This window comes from Acinetobacter portensis (assembly GCF_009372215.1).
GTDB lineage: Bacteria > Pseudomonadota > Gammaproteobacteria > Pseudomonadales > Moraxellaceae > Acinetobacter > Acinetobacter portensis.
Genome location: NZ_LWRV01000075.1, coordinates 1 through 20,770, shown reverse-complemented (window position 1 = coordinate 20,770; position 20,770 = coordinate 1). Strand labels below are relative to the sequence as shown.

The following is a 20,770-nucleotide window of genomic DNA, read 5'->3' as shown; positions in this document are numbered from 1 at the left end:
TTATTTAGTATTTAGCTATAGAGCGAACACCACTCCCTGAAACGAATACACCCTTCTTGCGTAATTCATTACTAGTACGGTGCTGACCATATGCAGGATATTGAATTGCGAAATTAATAACAGCCTGTTCAGTAGCATCATCTACACGGTTTTTTAAATTTGGTACTCGACGGGACTTATTGATCAGTGCGTCAATGTCACCAGACTTCACTAATTCTTGATAGCGATAAAATGTATCTCTTGAAACGCCCATAACCTTACAGGCTCTGGATACATTCTGAAGCTCTTCAGCTAAATTGAGTAGACCTACTTTGTGTTTAATGATTTGATTGTTAGTATGCAACATAAGAAAGTTACCTTTGTTTGATTAAGATTTCGACACCTTTATCAAACAAAGGTAACTTTCTCTTTTTCAAGAAGAATGTACGATCAAGTCTGAACTAATACACCTAACTTAAATAAAAATGTCTCCGACAAACCCGGTACGGTTCATGCATTGCTCAAGTAATTTTTTTAACTTAACTTGAGCTCTAACATATTCCTCTTCAAGTTTTTCAAGCTGTACTTTCTCTTGAGCTAAATCTAACTTCTTAATTTGAATTTCATTAATAAAGTATTTATTAAAACTTAAATTCATATCATTAGATCTAATTTCATCTATAGTAACAATCTTACAAATATCATGGTCATCTTGCCCATGAAAAACTGCTGCAATATGCTCAACCACCTCTTGTGGAATAATTGAACGTAGTGCACTTCGTTTTACAAATTTGCTGATATCAATGAACTTAATACCGTTATGTTTCTTTTCACCTTTATTTAGCACCAACAGAACTGTTTCAATTTTGCTATGCTGCATAAATCCATTAGGCAATAAAACAATCGTATCAATCCAATCATTTTCTAGAAGCTCAGTTCTCAAAGCGAGATCATACCCCCCGCGGAACAACCACCCAGATGGAATTTGGATAAACGCTTTACCCGTATCATTTAACTGATATAAGGCTTGCTGAATCCATGCACTATCAGACGCGTTGGTTGGCATTGCTTTAAACAGCTGTCTTAAATACGGTGTATTCTTCATCGCATTTGGATTAATTCTTGCCCCAAATGGTGGTGTAGTGACAACTAAATCAACCTCATTAGACAATTCGTTTTCAGTTAAGGAATCTTGTAGTTGGCAATTTAGTTTTTTACCTGCCAATTTAAAGATCACTTCTGCAATAGCAATTGGTAGTTGATTCACATCACGTAGATAGTATTCATCGGCATTTAACTGAGATGCAATTAAACCTATGCCAGATGCGCCATCATAAAACCGCTGTACAGGTTGATCACCAATAATGGCTGAAACTAAATTGGTCAGGTTTTCATTACTAGTAAAAATTTCATAATAAAATTCATCAGCCCATAGCTTTGGCAATTGTTGAGCAAGCGCCTTGCCATAGTCTTCCGCATTATCGTAAGCAGAAAATGCTTCTATGAATGCTCGAATAATTATCGAAAACTCAACATCTTCTATTTTCGCTGAGAGTAAATAATTGGCAAACTTCAAATCAGACAAGCATAAGAATTTTTGCAACTCTTCTTTCACTTTTGCCTTGCTCAGCTTTTCGATGGATTGAGCAAACTCAATATCAACAAAAGATACATAAGCAGCAAGTGCGAGTAACTCAAGAATATGTTCTGATTTTTGGAACATATGCAATGCGTCTAAACTTTGTTTAATACGGATTTTAAAATCAAATTGATTCTCTTTCATCTTTTAATCCCTCATGCCATAAGTTGCTGCAAGCTAGCTTCGACGGTTATACGTTGTTGTTCTTTGAGCTTATCCAGCAAGGTTAAAGCTTCAATATTTGCGTAGAAGATAGAAACTATTAACTTTTGACGCTCGATATCAGGTACAAAAATTTCTAAATTTTTTAGACTCGCGATTGATAATCCTCGAACGGTCGATCCAATTGAAATCTCATCCATTAATGCTTGCCCATGAATACTATTAATAAAGCTGACAAGCACCTCTGGTAAGACCACATCCTTACAACGAATCACAAAAATATTTGGTGATGCAATGCATGGGATATCGACCTCATCTTCTTTAAATAATGCAGCACGGAAGTTACTCCCTCGTGCCATTAATAGAATGTCATATTGCTTTAAAATATGGCCATCTAAACGACTTTGCTCTACATAGACTTTTTTTAGATCGTGCTCATTGAATTGAACAAGACCATTTTCTAGTAGGTTATTTCCACTTATGCATGCAACTTCAAGAAAACCTGTTTTTGGTTCTGCCATTTCACGGTGATTTACAGCACTTAACCCAGATTGAATGACTGCAACATTAGCAAGAGTTTGCTTATTATTCATATACTATTCTCCATATTATAAAAATCGTATTTAACGTATGATTAATAAGTCAAATCTAATACGCCATCCAAATATTGTCAATCGTACTTGAAGTATTATTTTTGATAAATATTAGGAATTACTATTAATTGTTTGATTTTTATTAATTTAAATATTCCAAGTAGTGTAATTGTTTTCTTTGGCTTGTGCATAAGCCCATGTAGCAACTCTATGTGATCTATCCTTATCTGTTAAGAAACCAAGCACTGAAATTCTATCTACAATGATTAAATCTTGTTGTTCATTACGCTCTTCCCATTTATGAAGAAATTCTTGAGAAGCCAATAAATTGCTTTTCTTTGAATTACAGCTGGAATCTGCCAATACAAAATTGTGCCCAGTATCTGACGGATACATAGACCAAGGAATGAAGTGATCTACGGCGTAGTTATTCTTTTTCATTTCCTTATTACAGTAGAAGCATTTACAGTCTTGTAGCTCGACCAATACGTTTGCTACCGCATTCAACTGGTTTCGACTTGGCTCAAACATGAATTGTTCAAGATTCGGCAATTGATTCAAGATGGGTGCATTGCTACTGTTCTTACGAATGTAATCAATCCAGCGTTTTTGGCACAGTTCTTCAATGATCTCGCTGAATTGACGTAAGCAATACATCACTTGAGGCAAAAGAATGAGTTGCTTTCCGCACTGATTAAGCTGATATAAAAACTCAAAATTTTGACCGTTGATGTTTTGCAAGTAGCGGACTGGCATGTCTTTTACAGTGCGAGCGACATCTTTAACTAGCTTCAACCACACCAATGAATCTCGTCTTAATAACCCCAAAGAAGAGTAGCTTTGCCGAAGCTGTATAATGCGATTCAGAATGGCAGCTTGTTTACCATTGTTTTGATTTAAAATCAGCTGCCCTTCATCATTAAAGGTGTAGGGTACTGCTTGCTTCCAATACAGCTCGATAAACTTCTCAGCGATATCCATATATTCGAGTGATAGACTTTCACCTGAATCTTCACCTTTTTCAATAGCTAATCGGCTTAGGCTAATCAGCAATGCAAATTTATAGGTGCTACTAAAACTACCCGACTGTAAAATCAGCTGAATATTTTTTACAAATTTAAGTTGTTCTTGTGCAGTAGGAATAAAGTCAGGCATGTTTTTTCCAAAGTACATTCAGCCATTTTTCTTGTCGATCAGGTCGCTGATCTACTGTAATCCACTGTTTTAACAACCTAACTCCATTCAACTGATCTAACAATTCATGAGCCTGCTCTTCATTTAAGTCAGTAAACGCCCTACCGCCTTTTACTCTATCTACTGTTCCATATTTAAAAGACATATAACAAACACCGCCACGGCGTAACGCAGCATGAATACGTTTTAAAACATCAGGGAGACTGTTACGAGCACAATGTAGTAAAGAGGCACATGCCCATACCCCATCATAAACATCGTGCATATCAAGCTCATAAAAACTTTGCTGCTGAACAGCGATACCTGTCAATTGGGTCGCTCGTTCGACCAATACTTCAGAATAGTCCGTCGCATCCACTTGATAGCCTTTATTTTTAAAAGCCAAAGTGTCACGCCCTGAGCCACAGCCTAAATCCAGGATGCGTGCAGAATCTGGCAACTCAGCTAAAAATGGTTGGTATAGGCTTTCCATATCCACATACAACGTGGCTTGTAAAAATTGATCTGCGTATTGGTTGTAATAGTCTATTGTTTTCATATTGGTTGCTTAGGCTAAACACTGACCCCAGTCTACTAAAAAACAAAAAGATAAGGGAGCATTTGCTCCCTTATCTTTTTAGTCAAATAAATCTGCTCTTACTTCTTCCAAAGCACGATCTGACTTAAAACGATTACATATCGGGTGAATAATTGCTCCATTTTCTAAAACACCATAACCACCTTCTGCTTTCGATTCTCGATGATCTACTTCAGTCGACTCAAGGTATAGAGCGCTATCACATACTTCGCAATAGCTCCATGTTTTCCTTTCCTCACGTTGATAAAGATTTCTTTTGGTCGCGAGTGAAAAATTTAAAGGTTTTTTCTTCTTTGTTAGTCTTACTGATTTCACAAAGCTCACAACATCATCCACAATGCTCTCATCATAATCTCCACCAAAACGGTCAAGATAAAAATCATTAAAATTAATATAATCAAATGATTGACTCATCGAAAGAATGACGGTGTTCAAACAAACTTCATCTTCAAAATCTAAATCCATATTGAGTCCAATACAGATAAAGGCTTGATACACGTTCTTCAATCGCTCATGTGATCTGATGCCGCTACCAAACTTACCGACAGTTTCTTTGATGGCCACAGGAATTTTTTCAATTAAACTTTCAACACCACGGCGTGCTCGAGTAAATCCAATAAAATCTATCTTTTTATTCTGTATTTCAAAACAGTCTTCTTCAATTTCACAGACGATAGAGAACCAGGCCAAAAAGGATGTCACTTGAAAACGATTATCTTTATAAAAATATAGTTTTGGGTGTAAGCCCAAACTTGGAATCCGAATACTAATTGGTGGTGTAGCGATACGACACAGCACAACTCTAAGTTTTAGCATTAAATTTTCTACACGCTGACCTTGGTCTATATTCACAGTATTCTGACTAGTATCACCAAACATGATATTCAGGAGTTCATTGACCAAGCCGATTTTTTTACCGTGTGTTAAATCTGGCTCTAAAAGTATTATCTTAAAAAGATGATCATGAATTTGCTCACCCAAAGTGATCACTTCATTTATCCGCTCGTAATTCAGTTCAGCCAAGTTGGATTTATTATCGTTTATATAACAACACGCATAAATCACATAAAAAGCATCACTTCCCCTATTTTGTAAATGATATTCTTCATCTGGATCTAATCGTTTCGTATCCGAATTGATTGAACAAAAGGCTTTTCGAGCTTCCTCAGGTGTCCCAATGACTTCAATAAAATTAATTTTGGTTGATTTTAATTTTTGCTGAAACTCAGAGTCGCTACATAACTCTTGAAAATCAGCTAATCCACCTAATCGATTACGAATCTGACGAATATCTCGTTTTTGTGGTGCCGTGAATTTTGGGGCTCCTATTACTTGCTCATCAATAAAGTATCTTTTGATCCAAGCATAGATAATTGAAATCCTGTGCCCACCATCGATGATATAAATATTACCAGCAGCATCTTTCCAATAGCGAACGCATAAATTGACATTACGATCATTCAAACAGTTTAGAATAAACTCCTGAATTTCAGCAGGGCTCCAACACTCTGTGGAGCGTTGATTGTCTGCTTTATATAGTTTTTCTAGGATCTCATGGTTGGCGAAGTCATAAAGTGATATTTCAAAGTTATGGTGCAGATTTGAGTGCGACATTTCGTCAAGCAGCATCATTTTTCTTTGAATAATATTGGTTAAAAGCTTAGTACGGGCCATTTTATTTTCTCTAGGCAATACTTCTCTATATCTCGTAAGATTACGAAATTTATAAAAGTAAAATTAATTAAACATGACGAAAATTTATTTCGAAAATTTTATTCTTTAAGAACAGAAGAAATAGCTTGGAGAAAATAAGGGATATTATAGAAAATGTTCATGTCTAGTTCCTGTAGTAATTAATTACAAACAAGCTTCCAACTTTTCCACGAGATGGAGGCAAGCCAAACAGGGGTGGAAATACCGTACTACAGAAGACGGCCAGTCATAGACTGCCCTGCTTGGCCTACCATTACGATAGACTAAACATATTTAACGCAAAAAACCGCCAAAGCGGTTTACTGCTTCTGTAGTAAATTCAGGTTTCCACGCCTGGTCACAGATTTTGCTGTAACATCTTTATCTTATGTGCATAAATTCAATTGGTCAAATTTTATGATCAATATTTAATCAATTGATTCAAAAATAATTACCTATATTTTTAGAGGCTTAAGAATACAGATAAGTATCTTATAATTTCTACAATATTTAGTTGCTGTAAACTGATCGCAATGAAACTCTATATATTTAAGCAGCGTGATTTAATAAAGGAAGTAGATTGAAACTGCAAATTTTATCTGATACTCACAATTCTAAATATTCAATATCAGAGCAAGCTGATGTCATTATTCACGCTGGCGATTTTTCTAATCGCTTAAGTGGTACAATTGAGTTTGCCGAAAAATGTAAATCTCTGAATAAAAAATTTATCTTTGTTTTAGGTAATCATGATTACTACAGCTCTAACTACAGTTCAGTCGTGAATTTCTTGAAAGAAAACTACCCAAAAAATGCACTAGTTGATGACAACCATATCAAAATTCAAGATAAAATATTTGTAGGTGGCACGCTGTTTACGAACTTTCGCTCCAATTCACCACTTACATCTCCTGAGGTACTTTTACAGTCCCAAAAAGATGCTGAACAATCGATTTATGATTTTGATCAAATCATGATTAGCAATGAAAATAGACCTATAACCGCCGATGACTACATAAAACTATTTAAAAAATATCATCAAAATATTTTGCAGTTTAGAGGGCAAGATCATGTGATTGTTATTACGCATTTTCCACCTCATTTAGCTTGTCTTGATCCATATTGGGGTACGCATCCTGTTGCATCAGCCCTCAATCCCTATTTTATTAATGACCTAGATGTAAAAGGCTTTAAGTTATGGATTGCAGGACATACGCATACATCAGTGGATACTGTAGTCGATGGATGTAGATTAGTGATCAATCCTTTGGGTTATCCACCAGAGCAAGGTAAAAATGGGTTTAGAGAAAATTTGATCATCGAAGTTTAAATAGATATATTTTTCTGAAACTTTTTTAAAGCGTCAGATAACTCGATTTTAAGTCTTGATGCTACATCTTGATATGTTATAATTTGTACATCAAAATGATGTACTTATTGGTGAAGAAATGGCTAATTTAGCAACTGAACGAATTAATGTTCGTTCAACAGCAGATGCAAAGAATGTGATTGAGCAAGCTGCGAATTTATTAGGCCTCAGTGTAAGTTCTTTTATGCTGCAATCCTCCTTTGAACGAGCAAAAGACTTACTTAAATCTAACCATGAGTTAAAAGTAAATAATGCTGATCGTGATATGTTAATGAATTTGCTTGAAAATCCACGCCCTGCAAACGATGAAATGAAGAAATTAATGAGTTTATTAGATGAGAATTGAGATTTTACAAACTCATCACCAAAGAAAATCATTTAATTGTGGGCAAGATGACTTAAATAAGTTCATTAAACAATATGCGTCCCAACATCAGAAATCAGGGACAAGTAAAACGTATGTTGCTGTTGATCATGCTTCAAATGTGATAGGGTTTTACTGTCTATCTAGTACCTCTATTGGATTCGATTTAGTAGATACCGTACTCACCAAACGCTTACCTCGTTATCCACTCCCTTGTGTTGTTGTAGGTCGCTTTGCCGTTGATAAAGTGACTCAAGGGCAAGGAATTGGAAAAGTGCTTTTAGCACATGCTCTCAAACAAGTTTCAAAAGTTGCTCAAATTATTGGTGTAAATTTTGTTGTAATACATGCAAAAGATCAAAAAGCGATGGAATTTTATCAGCGTTTTGGCTTCATTTCTTTAACATCAAATCCATTAACATTAATATATCCAGTGAATGAAATTCCTAATTTTAATTAAAGTGGTCTACTAGGAATACAAGTAACTGGCAAACTATGAATGAGAATTGGTGACAGACCTATCCAATAATCTGCAAATTTTTCAAGATCTTGCTCTTCAACATGCTGATATGAAGATGAACTATTCATTAATGCAGCATGAATACATTTTAAAACATCAGAGATGTCTATTACGAGCACAATGTAGTAAAGAGGCACATGCCCAAATACCATCATATGTTTCATATTCTGCTAGTCATAAAAACTTTGATAACGTACTTTCAACCCTGTAAGTTCAGTCGCTTTTTTTACAAGTTCTTCAGAATAGTCAATCGCATCTACGTAATAGCCCTTTTTTCTAAAAGCCAAAGTATCCCGACCTGAGCCACAACCTAAATCTAAAATGTAGGCATCATGTGCTAATTGCTCTAAAAAGGTTGGTATAGTGCTTCCATATCCACATTCAAGGTCGACTTTATAAATTGATCAGCCTGTTTATTGTAATAATCTATTGTTTTCATTCAGTTGGATACATCTCAGCCATGTATATATACGATATCAGAGTTCGCTTATCATTGAGAAACGATTTTAACCTACAACTTCAGCGACGATATCGCTCGTCCCTTTCTATATTGATTTATATTCAATACAGCTTGCCTTAGACACATTAAAACAATTCATTTTAAATGCTCAATTTTTCTTGCTGAATCGCATGTATCAACATAATAAACGCAATACAAAGTGTCGTATTTTTATTGTTTTCATTGATAAAGCTTAATTTCACTTCACGACTTTTTTGTGACTTATCCGGTGGATCATTATCAACTTTTAGCTGCGTATCCTCAGGGAGTAAATACTTCAGTCCCGTAATCAGATGTTGAATGGACCAATCGACACGTGGCCTATTTTGCTTATCAAAACGATATTGAAAATGAATAAAGTTTTTTCTCAGCTTTCCATGTTCAATTAAAATACTCAAGGCTTCTAAAACCTGATGTTGAACCCGCTTTGGCAGTGCTGAAATCTCTACGCATTGCTTTGCTTCAAAACCTTTCTTTAAGGCTTTTTCATATAAGGAGATGAGTTCATCTTCACTAAAATCCTCATTATTTTGAGGCTTTTTTACCGCCATCCACTTAGTAGCGAGCTTTTTACTGCGTAATACCCAATCATGGTCCTCATAGGCTCTATATTTAATGTAATCATGAATGATGGTAGATACAGATACATTTTTACTTATTTTAGGCTGAACAGGTTTAACTGAATCCACTTTTTTTAGTGCATATGTGGCATGATAAAAATCGAAATACTGGCCTTTTCGTATTATATGATTAAGATCTACAATTTCTGTGTTAGCACTTGTTAAGTCATTTTGAAGTATCAGTTTGATCGTGTCCCGATGAATTGTACAAGGCAAATGATAAATTCGATCTATCACCAACAAATCCAGCACATGTAGATAGTGAGATGCTGTTTGCTCTATGTTTGCATGCCCCATCCAGTCAGCTAGTAACCGCCACTTATGTTGTATGACAGCTTCATGCTGAATTGCAGTTTCTCCAAATAAATGCTGACGCATGACTTTACACCGGCTCCAAGTGTAATCCGTATAGGTCATGATCATCTCTTTTGAGCCTAACCAAGCGATTGCTAAATGATTCGCGGCACTATGTCTAAAGTTATGGAAAGTATAACCATGCCCTTCACCCAATATCTCATCAAAAATCACTTGGGTCATTTCACTAATATAAGCTTCACTTAAAATTTCGCCATCTTGGGCAAAAATCAATTTGTCCGCATGATTAGTTTTCGCTAGATTATGTGTAATACATTGTTTTAGATATTGCTGTACCAATGCCAACTCTTCATCGAGCATGACGGCGTTCAGATCAAGCTGACGCTTTGCGTTTTGGCTTTTGAGTTTCCGATAAACATTGTTACGTAAATTAAAACGGATCTGCACAGGTTTGGTCAGCGTATCATTACGCCAAATCAGTTCAGGACAAATGACCTCTGCCAATGTAAGTCCCCTGATTTCATTCAATCGCATCCCCAAACGAAATGCGAGTAAATACATGAGCTGTAGCTGAAAAAGATACGCTTGCTCTTTAGTTGTTTGACATTTTTCAATCTTTAAACTTAGTACCTGTTTAAGCTGATTGAACAATTTTGGGCTAATTAATTTGGCATGACAAAATTGTACACGATGATAATCATTGTATTGAAAGGTACCGACCTTAGGGACACGGTATTGTTTCATACAAAACTGATGAAATGCTTTAAGTCTGCCAAATGCATACTGTGCACGTCCGTGATTGGCCTTAGGATCAGTCTCACGTTTGGCTTGATCTCGATCATCAATACTATCTAAGATAGCGTCGTACAGTTCCTCACAATCTTCTTGATCCATGTTATCTATATCACCTGGGAACATATAGACATGGAATAAGTAATCTTTAGCGATACTACTTAAATACCGCTCGATGCTATTGAGTTTCATCTTTTGAGACTTAAGATGAAAAATCCAACCCAGTAGCCTGAGCTGTGCTTCTATTAGATTTTTTTCATACAGGCTAACGTGAGGCTTCTTTTCTTCTAGTCGCTTCTGAATGCTTGTCCATCTGATCCATTTCACACGTTCACTTTTACGCTGCCGTTTCTGGCGCTTATCAACTTCAGTCTGATCTTTTTCAAATAGCATCAATTCAAATGGAATTTCTTTGAGTTGCTGGTGAGCTGTAATTAAGTCTGGTACCGCCTTTTCTGTCTGTAGTGGTATATCCCGCTCAATATATGTTAACTGCGTCTGCAAGATGTTGTGATCTAACCATGCTCTCGCCTGATCAATAGGTGTTAACGACACCGTTTTGAGACGACCTCGCATAACCTCGCTTAAGCACATATCTAAGCCCGAATAAGAGTCAAGCTCAATGGCTAAGTTTGAATGATCAAAAGGTGTAAGTGAACGAAGCTCTGCTAACTGTTTATCATTACGGCGTAGTAGTTTTTTCAGACCTACGATCTGATGACTCAAATCAATTTCTTTAGGTAATTTCCCTAATACAGTAGAGATAGACTCCAAAACATATCGTGGCATCTGCTGATTCAAGGCTTGAAAGCCATGCTGTTTTATCCCTTGTATAAACAACTGTGCATAGGGATTAAGCCAAATATAACGCCACTGATACACCTGTCTATTTTCGATTTGATTACCATAAGCACGCTGTGGTACTCGATAATGCAGTGCGAGTGGTTGGATGATTGTTTTATATCCAGCATGATAAAGTTTAGTACAGATTTGGAGTTCATCTTTGACAATAGCGTTGACCAGGGTATTACCAATTGCTGTTAATTGACTTAGATCAGTACAGCCAGAGCAGTACATCAGACTTAAATAAAAATTCCCCCATAACCATGCCGGAGTAACTTCATCCTTGTATGGACAATTCCAATAGGATTTTAAGGCTATAGCAATATGATAATGTTTTTGTCCTTGCCGAAGATGTGATTCAGTACTACGAAGTTGTCTGGGTATAGGTTCTAGAAAAGTAGTTTTAGGCCATACTTTGATTGGATACGCATTCTTTGCTTGAGATAAATAGGTCTGGCGCAAAGATAAAAAATATTTTTCAATAGCTTGAATATACGGTTTTTGAGTATCTTTCCGAGTAAATTTCTTCTGCTCTAAAAAACAAATAAATTCATCATAAAACTCGTACCACAAGGTATTTAGTGTGTTATCTAATAATTCAGGTCGGTCTCTTAAACTCTTAATCTGACTTTTCATTTCGGCAAATACAGAATCAACCTGAACCTGAATTTTTTGAATCAATGACTCATCTATACTCATGATAAGCCCTCAGATTGAAGTACTGAAATGTATGACAGATGCTCAATCTGCAATTGCTTAATCATGCGATCAATATTTTGGGTAAATTGATTGATATATTGTGGTAAAGATGCAGATGAATAGCGATAAAAGAGCTCCTGATTACGCTGATCATGCCCATAAACTGCTTGTATGACATTAAAAGCCAAACCTTGCTCCATCAACATATTCATATCAAAGTGTCGTAGCCAGTTATTATATAAACTGCTGAGTTGATGACCTTCAATATAGTCATTAATCCAACTTCGGTTGAGCGCAGCAATCTTAATTTTCTTACTTGCCCATTCCTCAGCAGTGGTCGGTAACGATTTCGGGTAATGGATCACTTGGCCAAACAAATCTTGCAATGTAATCTTTTTCCCAAATACAAATCGGAGGAGCTCTGCATACTGCTGAGTGACCGTATTTAAAAATTGCGTATAACGTTTAAAAGCTTGGATAAAAAATGCTGGGAGCGGTATATAGCGACCATCTTTTCGTGATTGACTGTTTTGCTTATCATCTACATACAACAACTTTAGTTTTAAATCGTAGTCACTATACTTTCCTAATAAGTTTTCCCGAGGACGGCGTGTTAGGCACAATAAGCTGATATGCCACATCCAAGCACTATAGGCATTAATTCGCTCAATTATATGTTGATGTATCTGTATTTTATCAACGCAAATGGCATGTAATCGTGTAAAAAATTGACCAACATAATTTTGATTGAGTGCTAATTGGCTACCAAAACGTGATATAGACGCAGGTTCATGTTTAACAAACTGCTCTTTAAGCATTTCAATTTCTGTTTTCGTTTCTTCAACACTGAGTGTCTCTAAGTAGATCAAATAATGCTGATTCAATTCCGATGCGCTCACACCATTGTAGAAACTACTCGGTAGCTCATGGGTGCTATCTTTGCCCGATAGCACATGGGCAATATATTCATTAAAAGTACGGTGAAAAATATAGAAATACAGCTGGGCTTGGAGTTTCTCAACAGTAATTGAACCTAGCCCCTGATTCTGAGTCCATTTTTTGAGTCTTTGATTGATCTCTTGTACTGTAAGTAGCTGTTGTGATTCATTCAAAATAAGATATTCAAACCAACTGCTTGATACATGGAGATCATGCGTCACTGTTTTATTCAGTTGGTGAATCTTTAAAGTTTCAACTTTTTGTTTTGTAATATCTAAATGTAATCTGAGTCGATACTCCGCCTTCTTAGAACTACCACCTTTAATAAGCACCCCCTCATCAATCAGTTGTTTATATTGAAGCAAATGCATTGGTGATAAACCCGTCGCCAAACTCAATAAGCATGCTGCTGCAATCGCTGAATCTTGAGTAGGAGCATTATATAACTCACCCTTCAAAATATAGATAAGATGTTGAATCACATCTTTGCTCATGTAATTTGTGTTGGTTACAAACGGTTGTAGACGTCTTTGGCGATGCCTCATCAAATGTTCACTATGATTGTTCAATACTGTATTAAAACGAGCTGTAGATTTAGATGTTGTATGTACAGCAATCCCCTCATCTATAAATTCAACATCTCCATCATCAGCATAAAAGATCTCCTGTCGAGCTTGAATATATGCTGGATATCCTTTAATAAGCTGTCTTTGTTCTCTCTTCTTTTGGAAACTTCTTAATTTTTTCTTTGTCGGCCAATCTGAAATTTTTATTCTTTTACGACGCGAGCGTTTTACAATCCTCCCTTGTTTTAATCGTTTAAAGATAATTTTTAAGTCATTTATATAATTTAGCACCTTAGTTTGAGTAAACTTGTGCAAATTTTGTTTTATTTTATTCTTAAGGAAACTCTCCCAGTCACTCGTCACCTTGTCCTGTTCGAGTTCTAACATATATTCTATAAAGTATTCTAAGAGCCTTTTACTCTCGTCTTTTAAAGAACTTTCTTCACTTTGTTGTAGAATTGATTTTGCAATATATCGAAATAAATCAAAAATTTCTTTTTGTTTAGCTTGGGAATCTGGGATAACGGCTAATTTTATATAAAGCGCTTCAACAAAATAACTCGTTCTCAAAATGAGGTATGACCATCCAGCATGGTCTAATACATCACCCGAAGCAAAAAAGCTTAAGGCCGCAACTCGATATTCTTCACCCAGTTTACGCGCTTTAATTATCTCGTGAAAAACCTTATGCGCAGTTTTTCCAAAATCACTAAAAGTCTGCTTATCACTTTCATCTAAATCATCAAATACAGCATGCGAAATAAACTTTGTTCTGTACTCTTGGTATTGTGTTAAAAAGAGATCTTGTCTCCGTTCTCTCTTTTTCTGAACTTCCATTCGTTCACTCTTGCTCTGCATTGATTAAAGTTGAAGTCTCGATCATACCAAGCTGCTTCTTAGAACATTTCTCCATGACTTTTTGTCTCGTTTCATCGTTACGTATGTCAAAAAATTGAAGTAGTAATGGTGTAGTGAGTTCCTTACGTGTATTAAAAATTTCTAATGCCATTTTTGAATCGATATATTTTTCCATATCGCAAATAAGCTGAATCTGCGGAATATATTGGACATTTGCACGTACTGCCCTATCTGTTTTCAAAAGTTCTAAAATACGATGCCAGAGTTTTACATAAATTTTTTTAAAATTATTCTGCTTACTCTTGTTGTTGCCCGGCCTGATTTTTTCTAGTTGTTTCAGCTTAGCTTTGATGTATTCCAAGTCTTCTGTTTTGGTTGAGAAGGGTAGAACAAATAGATAAAAAAATACGAGAGTTTTTTTTATCGTTTGATCAAAACTCATGACAAAATTAGCTCAAAATATTAATACAAATAGTTATAACACTTTTTCTATTTTTTATTTCACAAATCAAAATAAATTTAGTAAGCATTTGTAATAAAATATCTTTTTAAATTTTATTCTTCCATTTTTTTATAGTTTTTAGTTATTCATATTTTCGCATGTGCCTTTTTGCCATGGTGAATGTGGGTCACAGAAATATACATCTATGCCTAAATCTTCTTCGAGTTTTTTATGTTCTGACATCTCACGTCCACGATCATAGGTCAACGTTTTACGCAGTTCTGCAGGTAAATATTTCAGAGCTTCAGTTAAAGCCTTGCGCACTGATTCTGCCTTTGCATCAGGTAATGTTGCCAAGATACAGAGCCGTGTATTTCGTTCAATAAGTGTTGCTATCGAACTTTTATTGTCTTTGCCTTTAATTAAATCGGCTTCCCAATGACCCGGTATTTTTCTTTCTTGAACTTCGGTTGGGCGCTCATGAATAGTTTTAATATCCTGTAATATCGAATCTTTTTTAGGTTCACCGTTAGCTTTTCGCTTTTTATTTTCATGACGCAGACAGGATAATAAGTCTTTTTTCAACTCACCCTTTGGTAATGCTCGTATCGTTGAGTAAATCGTTGTATGGCTTACATTCATTGTTTGATCCAAATCAGGAAATGTCTTTAAACGCTTTGCTATTTGCTGAGGAGACCATAAACAACGGATCGCTTCAACAATAAATTTCCAAAGGACTGAATCGATTTTGAGTTTTCTATGACCACGTCTACGTCTAGCGAAGGTGTGATCAGAAGCATATCGGGCTTGATAAACGTCATTGATGCTATTTCTTTTAAGTTCACGATAGATCGTACTAGGATGTCTTTTAATAAGTTCAGCAAATTTTCTGGGTGAAAAGCCTTCTTTTCTTGATTCAAGCATTAATGCAGTACGATCTTCAAAGTTAAGATGATGGTATGACAATTTTATATACTCCATAAACCCTTTAAATTAATTAGGTGGTTTATGTCGCACTTCAAGTTTTACTCTGCCCCTCTTCATATTTAACGCTCCGCCATAATCGTTCAACCATCACATTATCAATCCATCGACCTTTACCATCCATACTGATTTGAATGCCATTTGATTTCAATACATCAATAAATGCATCACTGGTGAACTGACTACCTTGGTCTGTATTCAATATTTCAGGTGATCCATATTTTTCAATCGCTTCATTTAAAGCCGAAATACAAAAATCCACCTCCATACTAATCGATACCCTATGCGCAAGTACCTTGCGGCTATGCCAATCAATCACAGCACATAAATAAACAAAGCCTTTTGCCATAGGGATATACGTTATATCCGTAGACCACACTTGATTACTGCGCTGAATAGCCAATCCTTTGAGTCGATATGGATATTTACGGTGAGCTTGATTAGCCTGGCTTAAATTTGGTTTGCAATATAACACCTGAATACCCATTTTCTTCATTAAAGTACGTGTATGACGTCGTCCTATATGATGCCCTTGACGATTCAACAAATCACGCATCATACGACTGCCTGCAAAAGGATATTGCATATGTAATTCATCAATACATCGCATCAGCTTGAGATCTGATGAGCTAACAGGTTTTGGGCGATAATAATAACAACCACGAGAGACTTTCAATAACTTAGCTTGTTTAGATACTGATATCTGAAGTGAGTGATCGATTAACTTTTGTGGTTGAAGCAGCCCAGTTTCTTCAACACACCTTCTAAAAAATCAATTTCTAATGCCTGCTCACCGATTTTTACATGTAACTTTTTAAGATCAATGGGGGGTTCTGATGGAGCTTTTGATTGATCGAAAGCTTGTGAGGAAGCTGAGATCAATTGATTTTTCCAGTCAATAATTTGGTTTTGATAAACATTAAACTCAGAACTCAATTCAGCATGTGTTTTTTCTGCTTTGATCGCAGCAAGTGCTACCTTAGCCTTAAAGTCGTTTGAATGATTTCTTCTTGGTCTACGTGCCATAAAATACTCCATATATTGATGTTTATAACATCATTTGAGGAGCAGAATATCAATTATAGGAGTTGTTCAAATTTCCGGATCCACCTCTGTTGAAATGAACGTTCAATATAACTGTTTTACTAATTAAAGTTATAAGTGGTTTCTTGAACTAAGAATAGCCGATAAAAGTGTAGCAAGTTGCTACACTCCTAGATAATATCCTTTCCGAAAATTTCATTTAGACGATCCTTGATGTCTTCCACAAATTTACTATCAGTTTTCAATTTATTTTTCATTTTTCTCTTAAAGTCACTTAAGCTCATTCCAACTTCAGCAAAATCCATTTGAAATAATGAATCATTGATAACAACGTTTGCTTGAGAGTCTGTGAGGCAACCTACAGTCTTAAACCACTTTTCAAGCTGTAAATAATTAGCATCATCATTAAAAATATACCATGAACGTACAGTGGTATCGAATTTTGCACCTAGATCTTTTACCTCAGCATTATCTTCAAATGGAACATCTAAGTAGATCTTTAATTTTTCGGCCTTTTTATTTTCAATTACAGGCTTTTCAAAACCACGATGATGTAGTTTAAATTTTACGCCTACAATAGGGCGTCCTTTTTTAATTGTTTCATATTCTAACTGTAGATCGGTGTTTTCATTAATTTCAGCTACAATTTTATCTAATACATAACGTCGAAAATCGACCCAACGGTCATATTTAGTTTCATTTATATCAATTAGAGCTCTGAGATTCTCTAATAATAATGGAACTTCGTAGATTTCTTGAGTTTTAAATTTGAATTCGTTTTTTATGAAATAGGTATAAAGACTCATACTTGCAACTGAATCTAGAGCAAATAAATGTTTTAGTTGGTATGTAGTAAAATTACCACCAGCTAATTGAGTAAAGTAAGGTAATACTTCACTGGTAAATCTGATTTGAAGTGCATTCTTTGAATCATCTTCCCATCTTAACTCACGGATAATAGGGACAACCGAGTGAACTCTTTTAGTCTTTTTCTTTATATCATCTACAGGTTCTTCAATTACAAAGTGCGCCACACGGGATGAAAGTTCTTTGTAAATTCGATCAATGGCTACATTAATTGAATTTCGCTTACTTAATCCCAGTAATTCAGCTAAATCATCTTTATACAGATAGATGTATGTTTGTTCACTAATCTCTTTATCGATATGATTCTTCTCAGCGTAATTGGCAACAGCCATCGCATATAAAAGTGCTTTATATTCATTCGCTGACAATTCAATAGGTCGTATCAAACGATTGCTAGTACTTACAACCCCATTGTGACGAATATTACCTATGCAGTACGGGATTGAATCCAGCTCTTCTTTGTTATGGCTTAGTTCTGACATAAAGTGTATTAACTATTTTAAGTGTGCTTAACTTGATTATGCATGTTATATAAAAAGTGGAAAAAGATTCAACCCTTTCACCTAAAAAAACCTAAGGTGGAATACTTGTCACCAAATTTAGGTAAAAATCCATTAAAGTGGAAATATATTTTTAAATTCCACTCCAAGATGACAAACACTCCACTTTTAGATGTTTTTGATTCTTTATAGAAATACGGATTGATGAATAAACACCCATAATGGATTTTAAATAATCAATTAACCTATTTCGATATGACAAGTTTTCCACCTTTAAAAACGCAGATCACTGAAAAAAATATCGAGTTTAGTCATAAGAACAAAATATCTGCATTCTAGGGTGAGTGCGTGAAATTCTTTCCACTCTTAGATCAATGAATATATCAAAAAATGGTGTAGTAAAAAAAAGCCTTGCAACTTTATCCACAATATTATTTTTGTAAGTGATTTTTTTTCCACTCTTGCACTTAAATTCATTAAGTTATCAACATCATAAATAATTGTTTTATATATTTTTTAAATGATAATACATATATTTTATAATTAACAGTGAAAAACATTCCACCATAGTGACAAATACTCCACTTTTAAGTGACAAATACTCCACTTTACAGTGACATATATTCCACTTTTAAGTGATCATCTTTCCACTTATAGAAGACAACTCTTCCACTTTAAGATGACAAACCCTCCACCTTAAAGTTGATATGGTATTGTTTTTAAATGAAAAATATCAACTTAATTATTAATTAACTTAATTATTAATTACTATTAATTATTAAATAAGCTAGCTATATAAAACTTTAAATTTAAAATTGCTTTAGCGTTATACAAATGACTGTTTTAAATTTAAAAGGTGTAGTAACTTAGCCCAAAGTTATTTATATTAATAGTAATTTTAAATATAGAATGATTTGACAAGTATGTCTGCAAAAATTATTGCTGTTGCGAATCACAAGGGTGGTTGTGGTAAAACAACAACAGTTGTTCATTTAGCCTCTGAGCTAGCAAACTTAGGAAAAAAAGTGCTTGTGATTGATTTAGATCCTCAAGCAAATGCTAGCTTGCATATTGGTTTAAAACATCCAAGTGAAGTTGGAGTAACAACCGCTGAGTTATTAGTAGGTGATGTCTCATTACTTACTGACGCTTTAGAAGAAGACACTAATTTTGATAATGTTTCACTAATTTATGGTTCTCTCAATTTAGGAAAAACTGAGGACCAATTAAAAGAAGATGCGCCAAGACCATCAGAAGAACTCACTACAAAATTAGAACTATTAAAAGATCTTTATGATTTTATTTTAATTGACTGCCCTCCAAGTTTAAAACTATTGACGAGTAATGCTTTAGCATCTTCAACACATGTAATTATCCCGATTGAATCTGGCTCACAATATGGTCTATATGGTGTTACAGACTTACTTAATCATTTAGAAAAAATAAAGCGAATCAATCCGGAGCTACAATTATTAGGTGCACTACTTATTAAGCACGATGAGAGACAAAATGTTTGTAAACTCATTCGTGATGAAGCATTTAAGCAAGTGGGCTATATTATGGAAACGACTATTCCACAAAGTACAAAAGTAAATCAAGCCGCAATTATGCAGCAGTCTTTACTTAAGCTAGACAAAAGTGGAAAGGTTCGAAAGGCTTTTGAAAGTTTAGCTAAAGAAGTTTTAGCTAAAGTTAACTGATTGAGAATTTTATGGCAACTGCAAAAGAACTTTTAGCTCAAAAGCTGAAACAAAATACTCAAAAGCATCAATTAGCTCAAAAAGATAATATCAAGGAATTAAAGGAATTTAGACGAAATGTCCCCATTGAAGACATTTCACGGAGTCCTTATCAACCGCGTAGAAAATTTGATGAGCAGGAAATCAAAGAACTGGCTGAATCGATCGATGAAGTTGGTTTGTTGCAACCCATCACTGTTCGTAAACTTGAAAATTTAAAATTTGAACTAATTGCAGGTGAACGTCGATTACGTGCGCATGAAATTCTAAAAAAATCGACTATTGAAGCCATTATTATTGATGCAAATAATGAAGAAGCTTCACTACTTACACTAGCTGAAAATTTAAAACGCCAGGATTTAACAGACTTCGAAATCTATATTGGTCTAGTAGGTTTGGATGAAAATTTAAAGAAAAATAAACAACGTTTAGCGAAGTCTTTAGGCTTAAATCGCGAAGACATGTATAAATATTTATCTTTTGAAAAGTTGCCTAAAGCCATCTTGAATGATTTGGTAAATGAGCCCCAGTTATTAGGTCGAACTGCTGCAACAGCTTTTAAAAAATTTCTTGCAGATCACGACGAAATAAAACAACGTGCTGAAAAAGCCTTGTTAACTGTTTGGACAAAAGTAAAGAATGGCCAACTTGAGCAAACTAAGGCTGTTGCACAAGCTACGAAATATCTAGTTCAAGATAATAACGATTCTCCATCAACATCGCTTGTAAAAAAAATTGAATATGCTGGGAAAGTTGCTGGAAATATTAAATTTAATGATAAGTTATTAAAGGTTTCTTTAAAAATTTCTCATTTTGATGATGCTAGTTTAGAAAAATTAGAAAATCTATTGAAAGAGTTGGTAGAGAAAAATCAAGAAGTGTAGCAACTTGCTACACTTCTTTTCTTTAAAATATGTCTGATAGTATAATCTTGGGGATACCTAGTAATAAAATTGGTGGTGTTTCCAAAAGTA

At 35.0% G+C, this 20,770-nt stretch carries 15 protein-coding genes and 4 pseudogenes; 5 read left to right on the top strand and 14 right to left on the bottom strand.

Translation table 11 applies throughout. From position 1 onward, the window contains the following. Nucleotides 1–16: 16 nt before the first annotated feature. From A6M14_RS08115 to A6M14_RS08090, 6 genes and pseudogenes are all read right to left on the bottom strand, one after another. A pseudogene (locus A6M14_RS08115) lies at nucleotides 17–346 on the bottom strand (helix-turn-helix domain-containing protein); the annotation flags it as partial. A gap of 108 nt (nucleotides 347–454) precedes the next feature. Then, a complete protein-coding gene (locus A6M14_RS08110; RefSeq protein ID WP_152874460.1) occupies nucleotides 455–1,762 on the bottom strand; it encodes an N-6 DNA methylase in 1,308 nt (435 codons plus the stop codon). 11 nt (nucleotides 1,763–1,773) lie between these two features. Further along, nucleotides 1,774–2,373, bottom strand: a complete 600-nt coding sequence (locus A6M14_RS08105) for a restriction endonuclease subunit S (protein ID WP_152874459.1) — start codon at nucleotides 2,371–2,373, stop codon at nucleotides 1,774–1,776. Nucleotides 2,374–2,520: 147 nt separating this feature from the next. Next, complete coding sequence (locus tag A6M14_RS08100; RefSeq protein ID WP_152874458.1) at nucleotides 2,521–3,528, bottom strand: HNH endonuclease domain-containing protein; 1,008 nt, start codon at nucleotides 3,526–3,528, stop codon at nucleotides 2,521–2,523. Beyond that, nucleotides 3,521–4,105, bottom strand: coding sequence for a class I SAM-dependent DNA methyltransferase (locus A6M14_RS08095; protein ID WP_152874457.1), 585 nt, complete (start codon nucleotides 4,103–4,105; stop codon nucleotides 3,521–3,523). Before A6M14_RS08095 ends, A6M14_RS08100 begins: the two co-directional genes overlap by 8 nt. A 78-nt stretch (nucleotides 4,106–4,183) precedes the next feature. After that, nucleotides 4,184–5,818, bottom strand: a complete 1,635-nt coding sequence (locus tag A6M14_RS08090; protein WP_152874456.1) for an HNH endonuclease — start codon at nucleotides 5,816–5,818, stop codon at nucleotides 4,184–4,186. A gap of 598 nt (nucleotides 5,819–6,416) precedes the next feature. On the opposite strand from A6M14_RS08090, the gene A6M14_RS08085 reads away from it, so the two are divergent. The 3 genes from A6M14_RS08085 to A6M14_RS08075 all read left to right on the top strand — a co-directional run bounded on the left by A6M14_RS08085 (nucleotide 6,417) and on the right by A6M14_RS08075 (nucleotide 8,029). Next, nucleotides 6,417–7,166 carry a metallophosphoesterase family protein gene (locus tag A6M14_RS08085; RefSeq protein ID WP_019383650.1) on the top strand — a complete coding sequence of 250 codons (750 nt, stop codon included), beginning with the start codon at nucleotides 6,417–6,419 and terminating at the stop codon, nucleotides 7,164–7,166. Between the two features lie 118 nt (nucleotides 7,167–7,284). After that, nucleotides 7,285–7,551, top strand: a complete 267-nt coding sequence (locus A6M14_RS08080) for a type II toxin-antitoxin system TacA family antitoxin (RefSeq protein ID WP_026094019.1) — start codon at nucleotides 7,285–7,287, stop codon at nucleotides 7,549–7,551. Continuing rightward, nucleotides 7,541–8,029, top strand: coding sequence for a GNAT family N-acetyltransferase (locus A6M14_RS08075; RefSeq protein WP_019383654.1), 489 nt, complete (start codon nucleotides 7,541–7,543; stop codon nucleotides 8,027–8,029). The genes A6M14_RS08080 and A6M14_RS08075 overlap by 11 nt, the downstream gene beginning before the upstream one ends. On the opposite strand, the gene A6M14_RS14400 is transcribed toward A6M14_RS08075, so the two are convergent. From A6M14_RS14400 to A6M14_RS08040, 8 genes and pseudogenes are all read right to left on the bottom strand, one after another. Beyond that, entirely contained in the window at nucleotides 8,026–8,253 is a 228-nt protein-coding gene (locus A6M14_RS14400; protein ID WP_206863076.1) for a hypothetical protein, read from the bottom strand. The two genes, A6M14_RS08075 and A6M14_RS14400, sit on opposite strands and share 4 nt — an antisense overlap. Beyond that, nucleotides 8,195–8,528 (bottom strand): annotated as a pseudogene (locus A6M14_RS08070) (class I SAM-dependent methyltransferase); the annotation flags it as partial. The pseudogene A6M14_RS08070 and the gene A6M14_RS14400, both read right to left, overlap by 59 nt. Before the next feature lie 161 nt (nucleotides 8,529–8,689). Then, nucleotides 8,690–11,857, bottom strand: coding sequence for a site-specific integrase (locus A6M14_RS08065; RefSeq protein WP_152874455.1), 3,168 nt, complete (start codon nucleotides 11,855–11,857; stop codon nucleotides 8,690–8,692). Next, nucleotides 11,854–14,199 carry a hypothetical protein gene (locus A6M14_RS08060; protein ID WP_241678056.1) on the bottom strand — a complete coding sequence of 782 codons (2,346 nt, stop codon included), beginning with the start codon at nucleotides 14,197–14,199 and terminating at the stop codon, nucleotides 11,854–11,856. The genes A6M14_RS08065 and A6M14_RS08060 overlap by 4 nt, the downstream gene beginning before the upstream one ends. 4 nt (nucleotides 14,200–14,203) lie before the next feature. Beyond that, a complete protein-coding gene (locus A6M14_RS08055; RefSeq protein ID WP_152874454.1) occupies nucleotides 14,204–14,662 on the bottom strand; it encodes a hypothetical protein in 459 nt (152 codons plus the stop codon). A gap of 144 nt (nucleotides 14,663–14,806) precedes the next feature. After that, nucleotides 14,807–15,643 (bottom strand): annotated as a pseudogene (locus A6M14_RS08050) (IS30 family transposase); the annotation flags it as partial. 55 nt (nucleotides 15,644–15,698) lie between these two features. Beyond that, nucleotides 15,699–16,684 (bottom strand): annotated as a pseudogene (locus tag A6M14_RS08045) (IS3 family transposase); the annotation flags it as partial. Between the two features lie 176 nt (nucleotides 16,685–16,860). After that, nucleotides 16,861–18,039 carry a replication initiation protein gene (locus A6M14_RS08040; protein ID WP_152874453.1) on the bottom strand — a complete coding sequence of 393 codons (1,179 nt, stop codon included), beginning with the start codon at nucleotides 18,037–18,039 and terminating at the stop codon, nucleotides 16,861–16,863. Nucleotides 18,040–18,980: 941 nt separating this feature from the next. Between A6M14_RS08040 and A6M14_RS08035 the strand changes: the two genes are divergently transcribed. Both A6M14_RS08035 and A6M14_RS08030 read left to right on the top strand, forming a co-directional pair. After that, nucleotides 18,981–19,757, top strand: coding sequence for a ParA family protein (locus A6M14_RS08035; RefSeq protein ID WP_078194342.1), 777 nt, complete (start codon nucleotides 18,981–18,983; stop codon nucleotides 19,755–19,757). An 11-nt stretch (nucleotides 19,758–19,768) separates the two neighbouring features. After that, nucleotides 19,769–20,680, top strand: coding sequence for a ParB/RepB/Spo0J family partition protein (locus A6M14_RS08030; protein WP_104442427.1), 912 nt, complete (start codon nucleotides 19,769–19,771; stop codon nucleotides 20,678–20,680). Nucleotides 20,681–20,770: the final 90 nt, after the last annotated feature.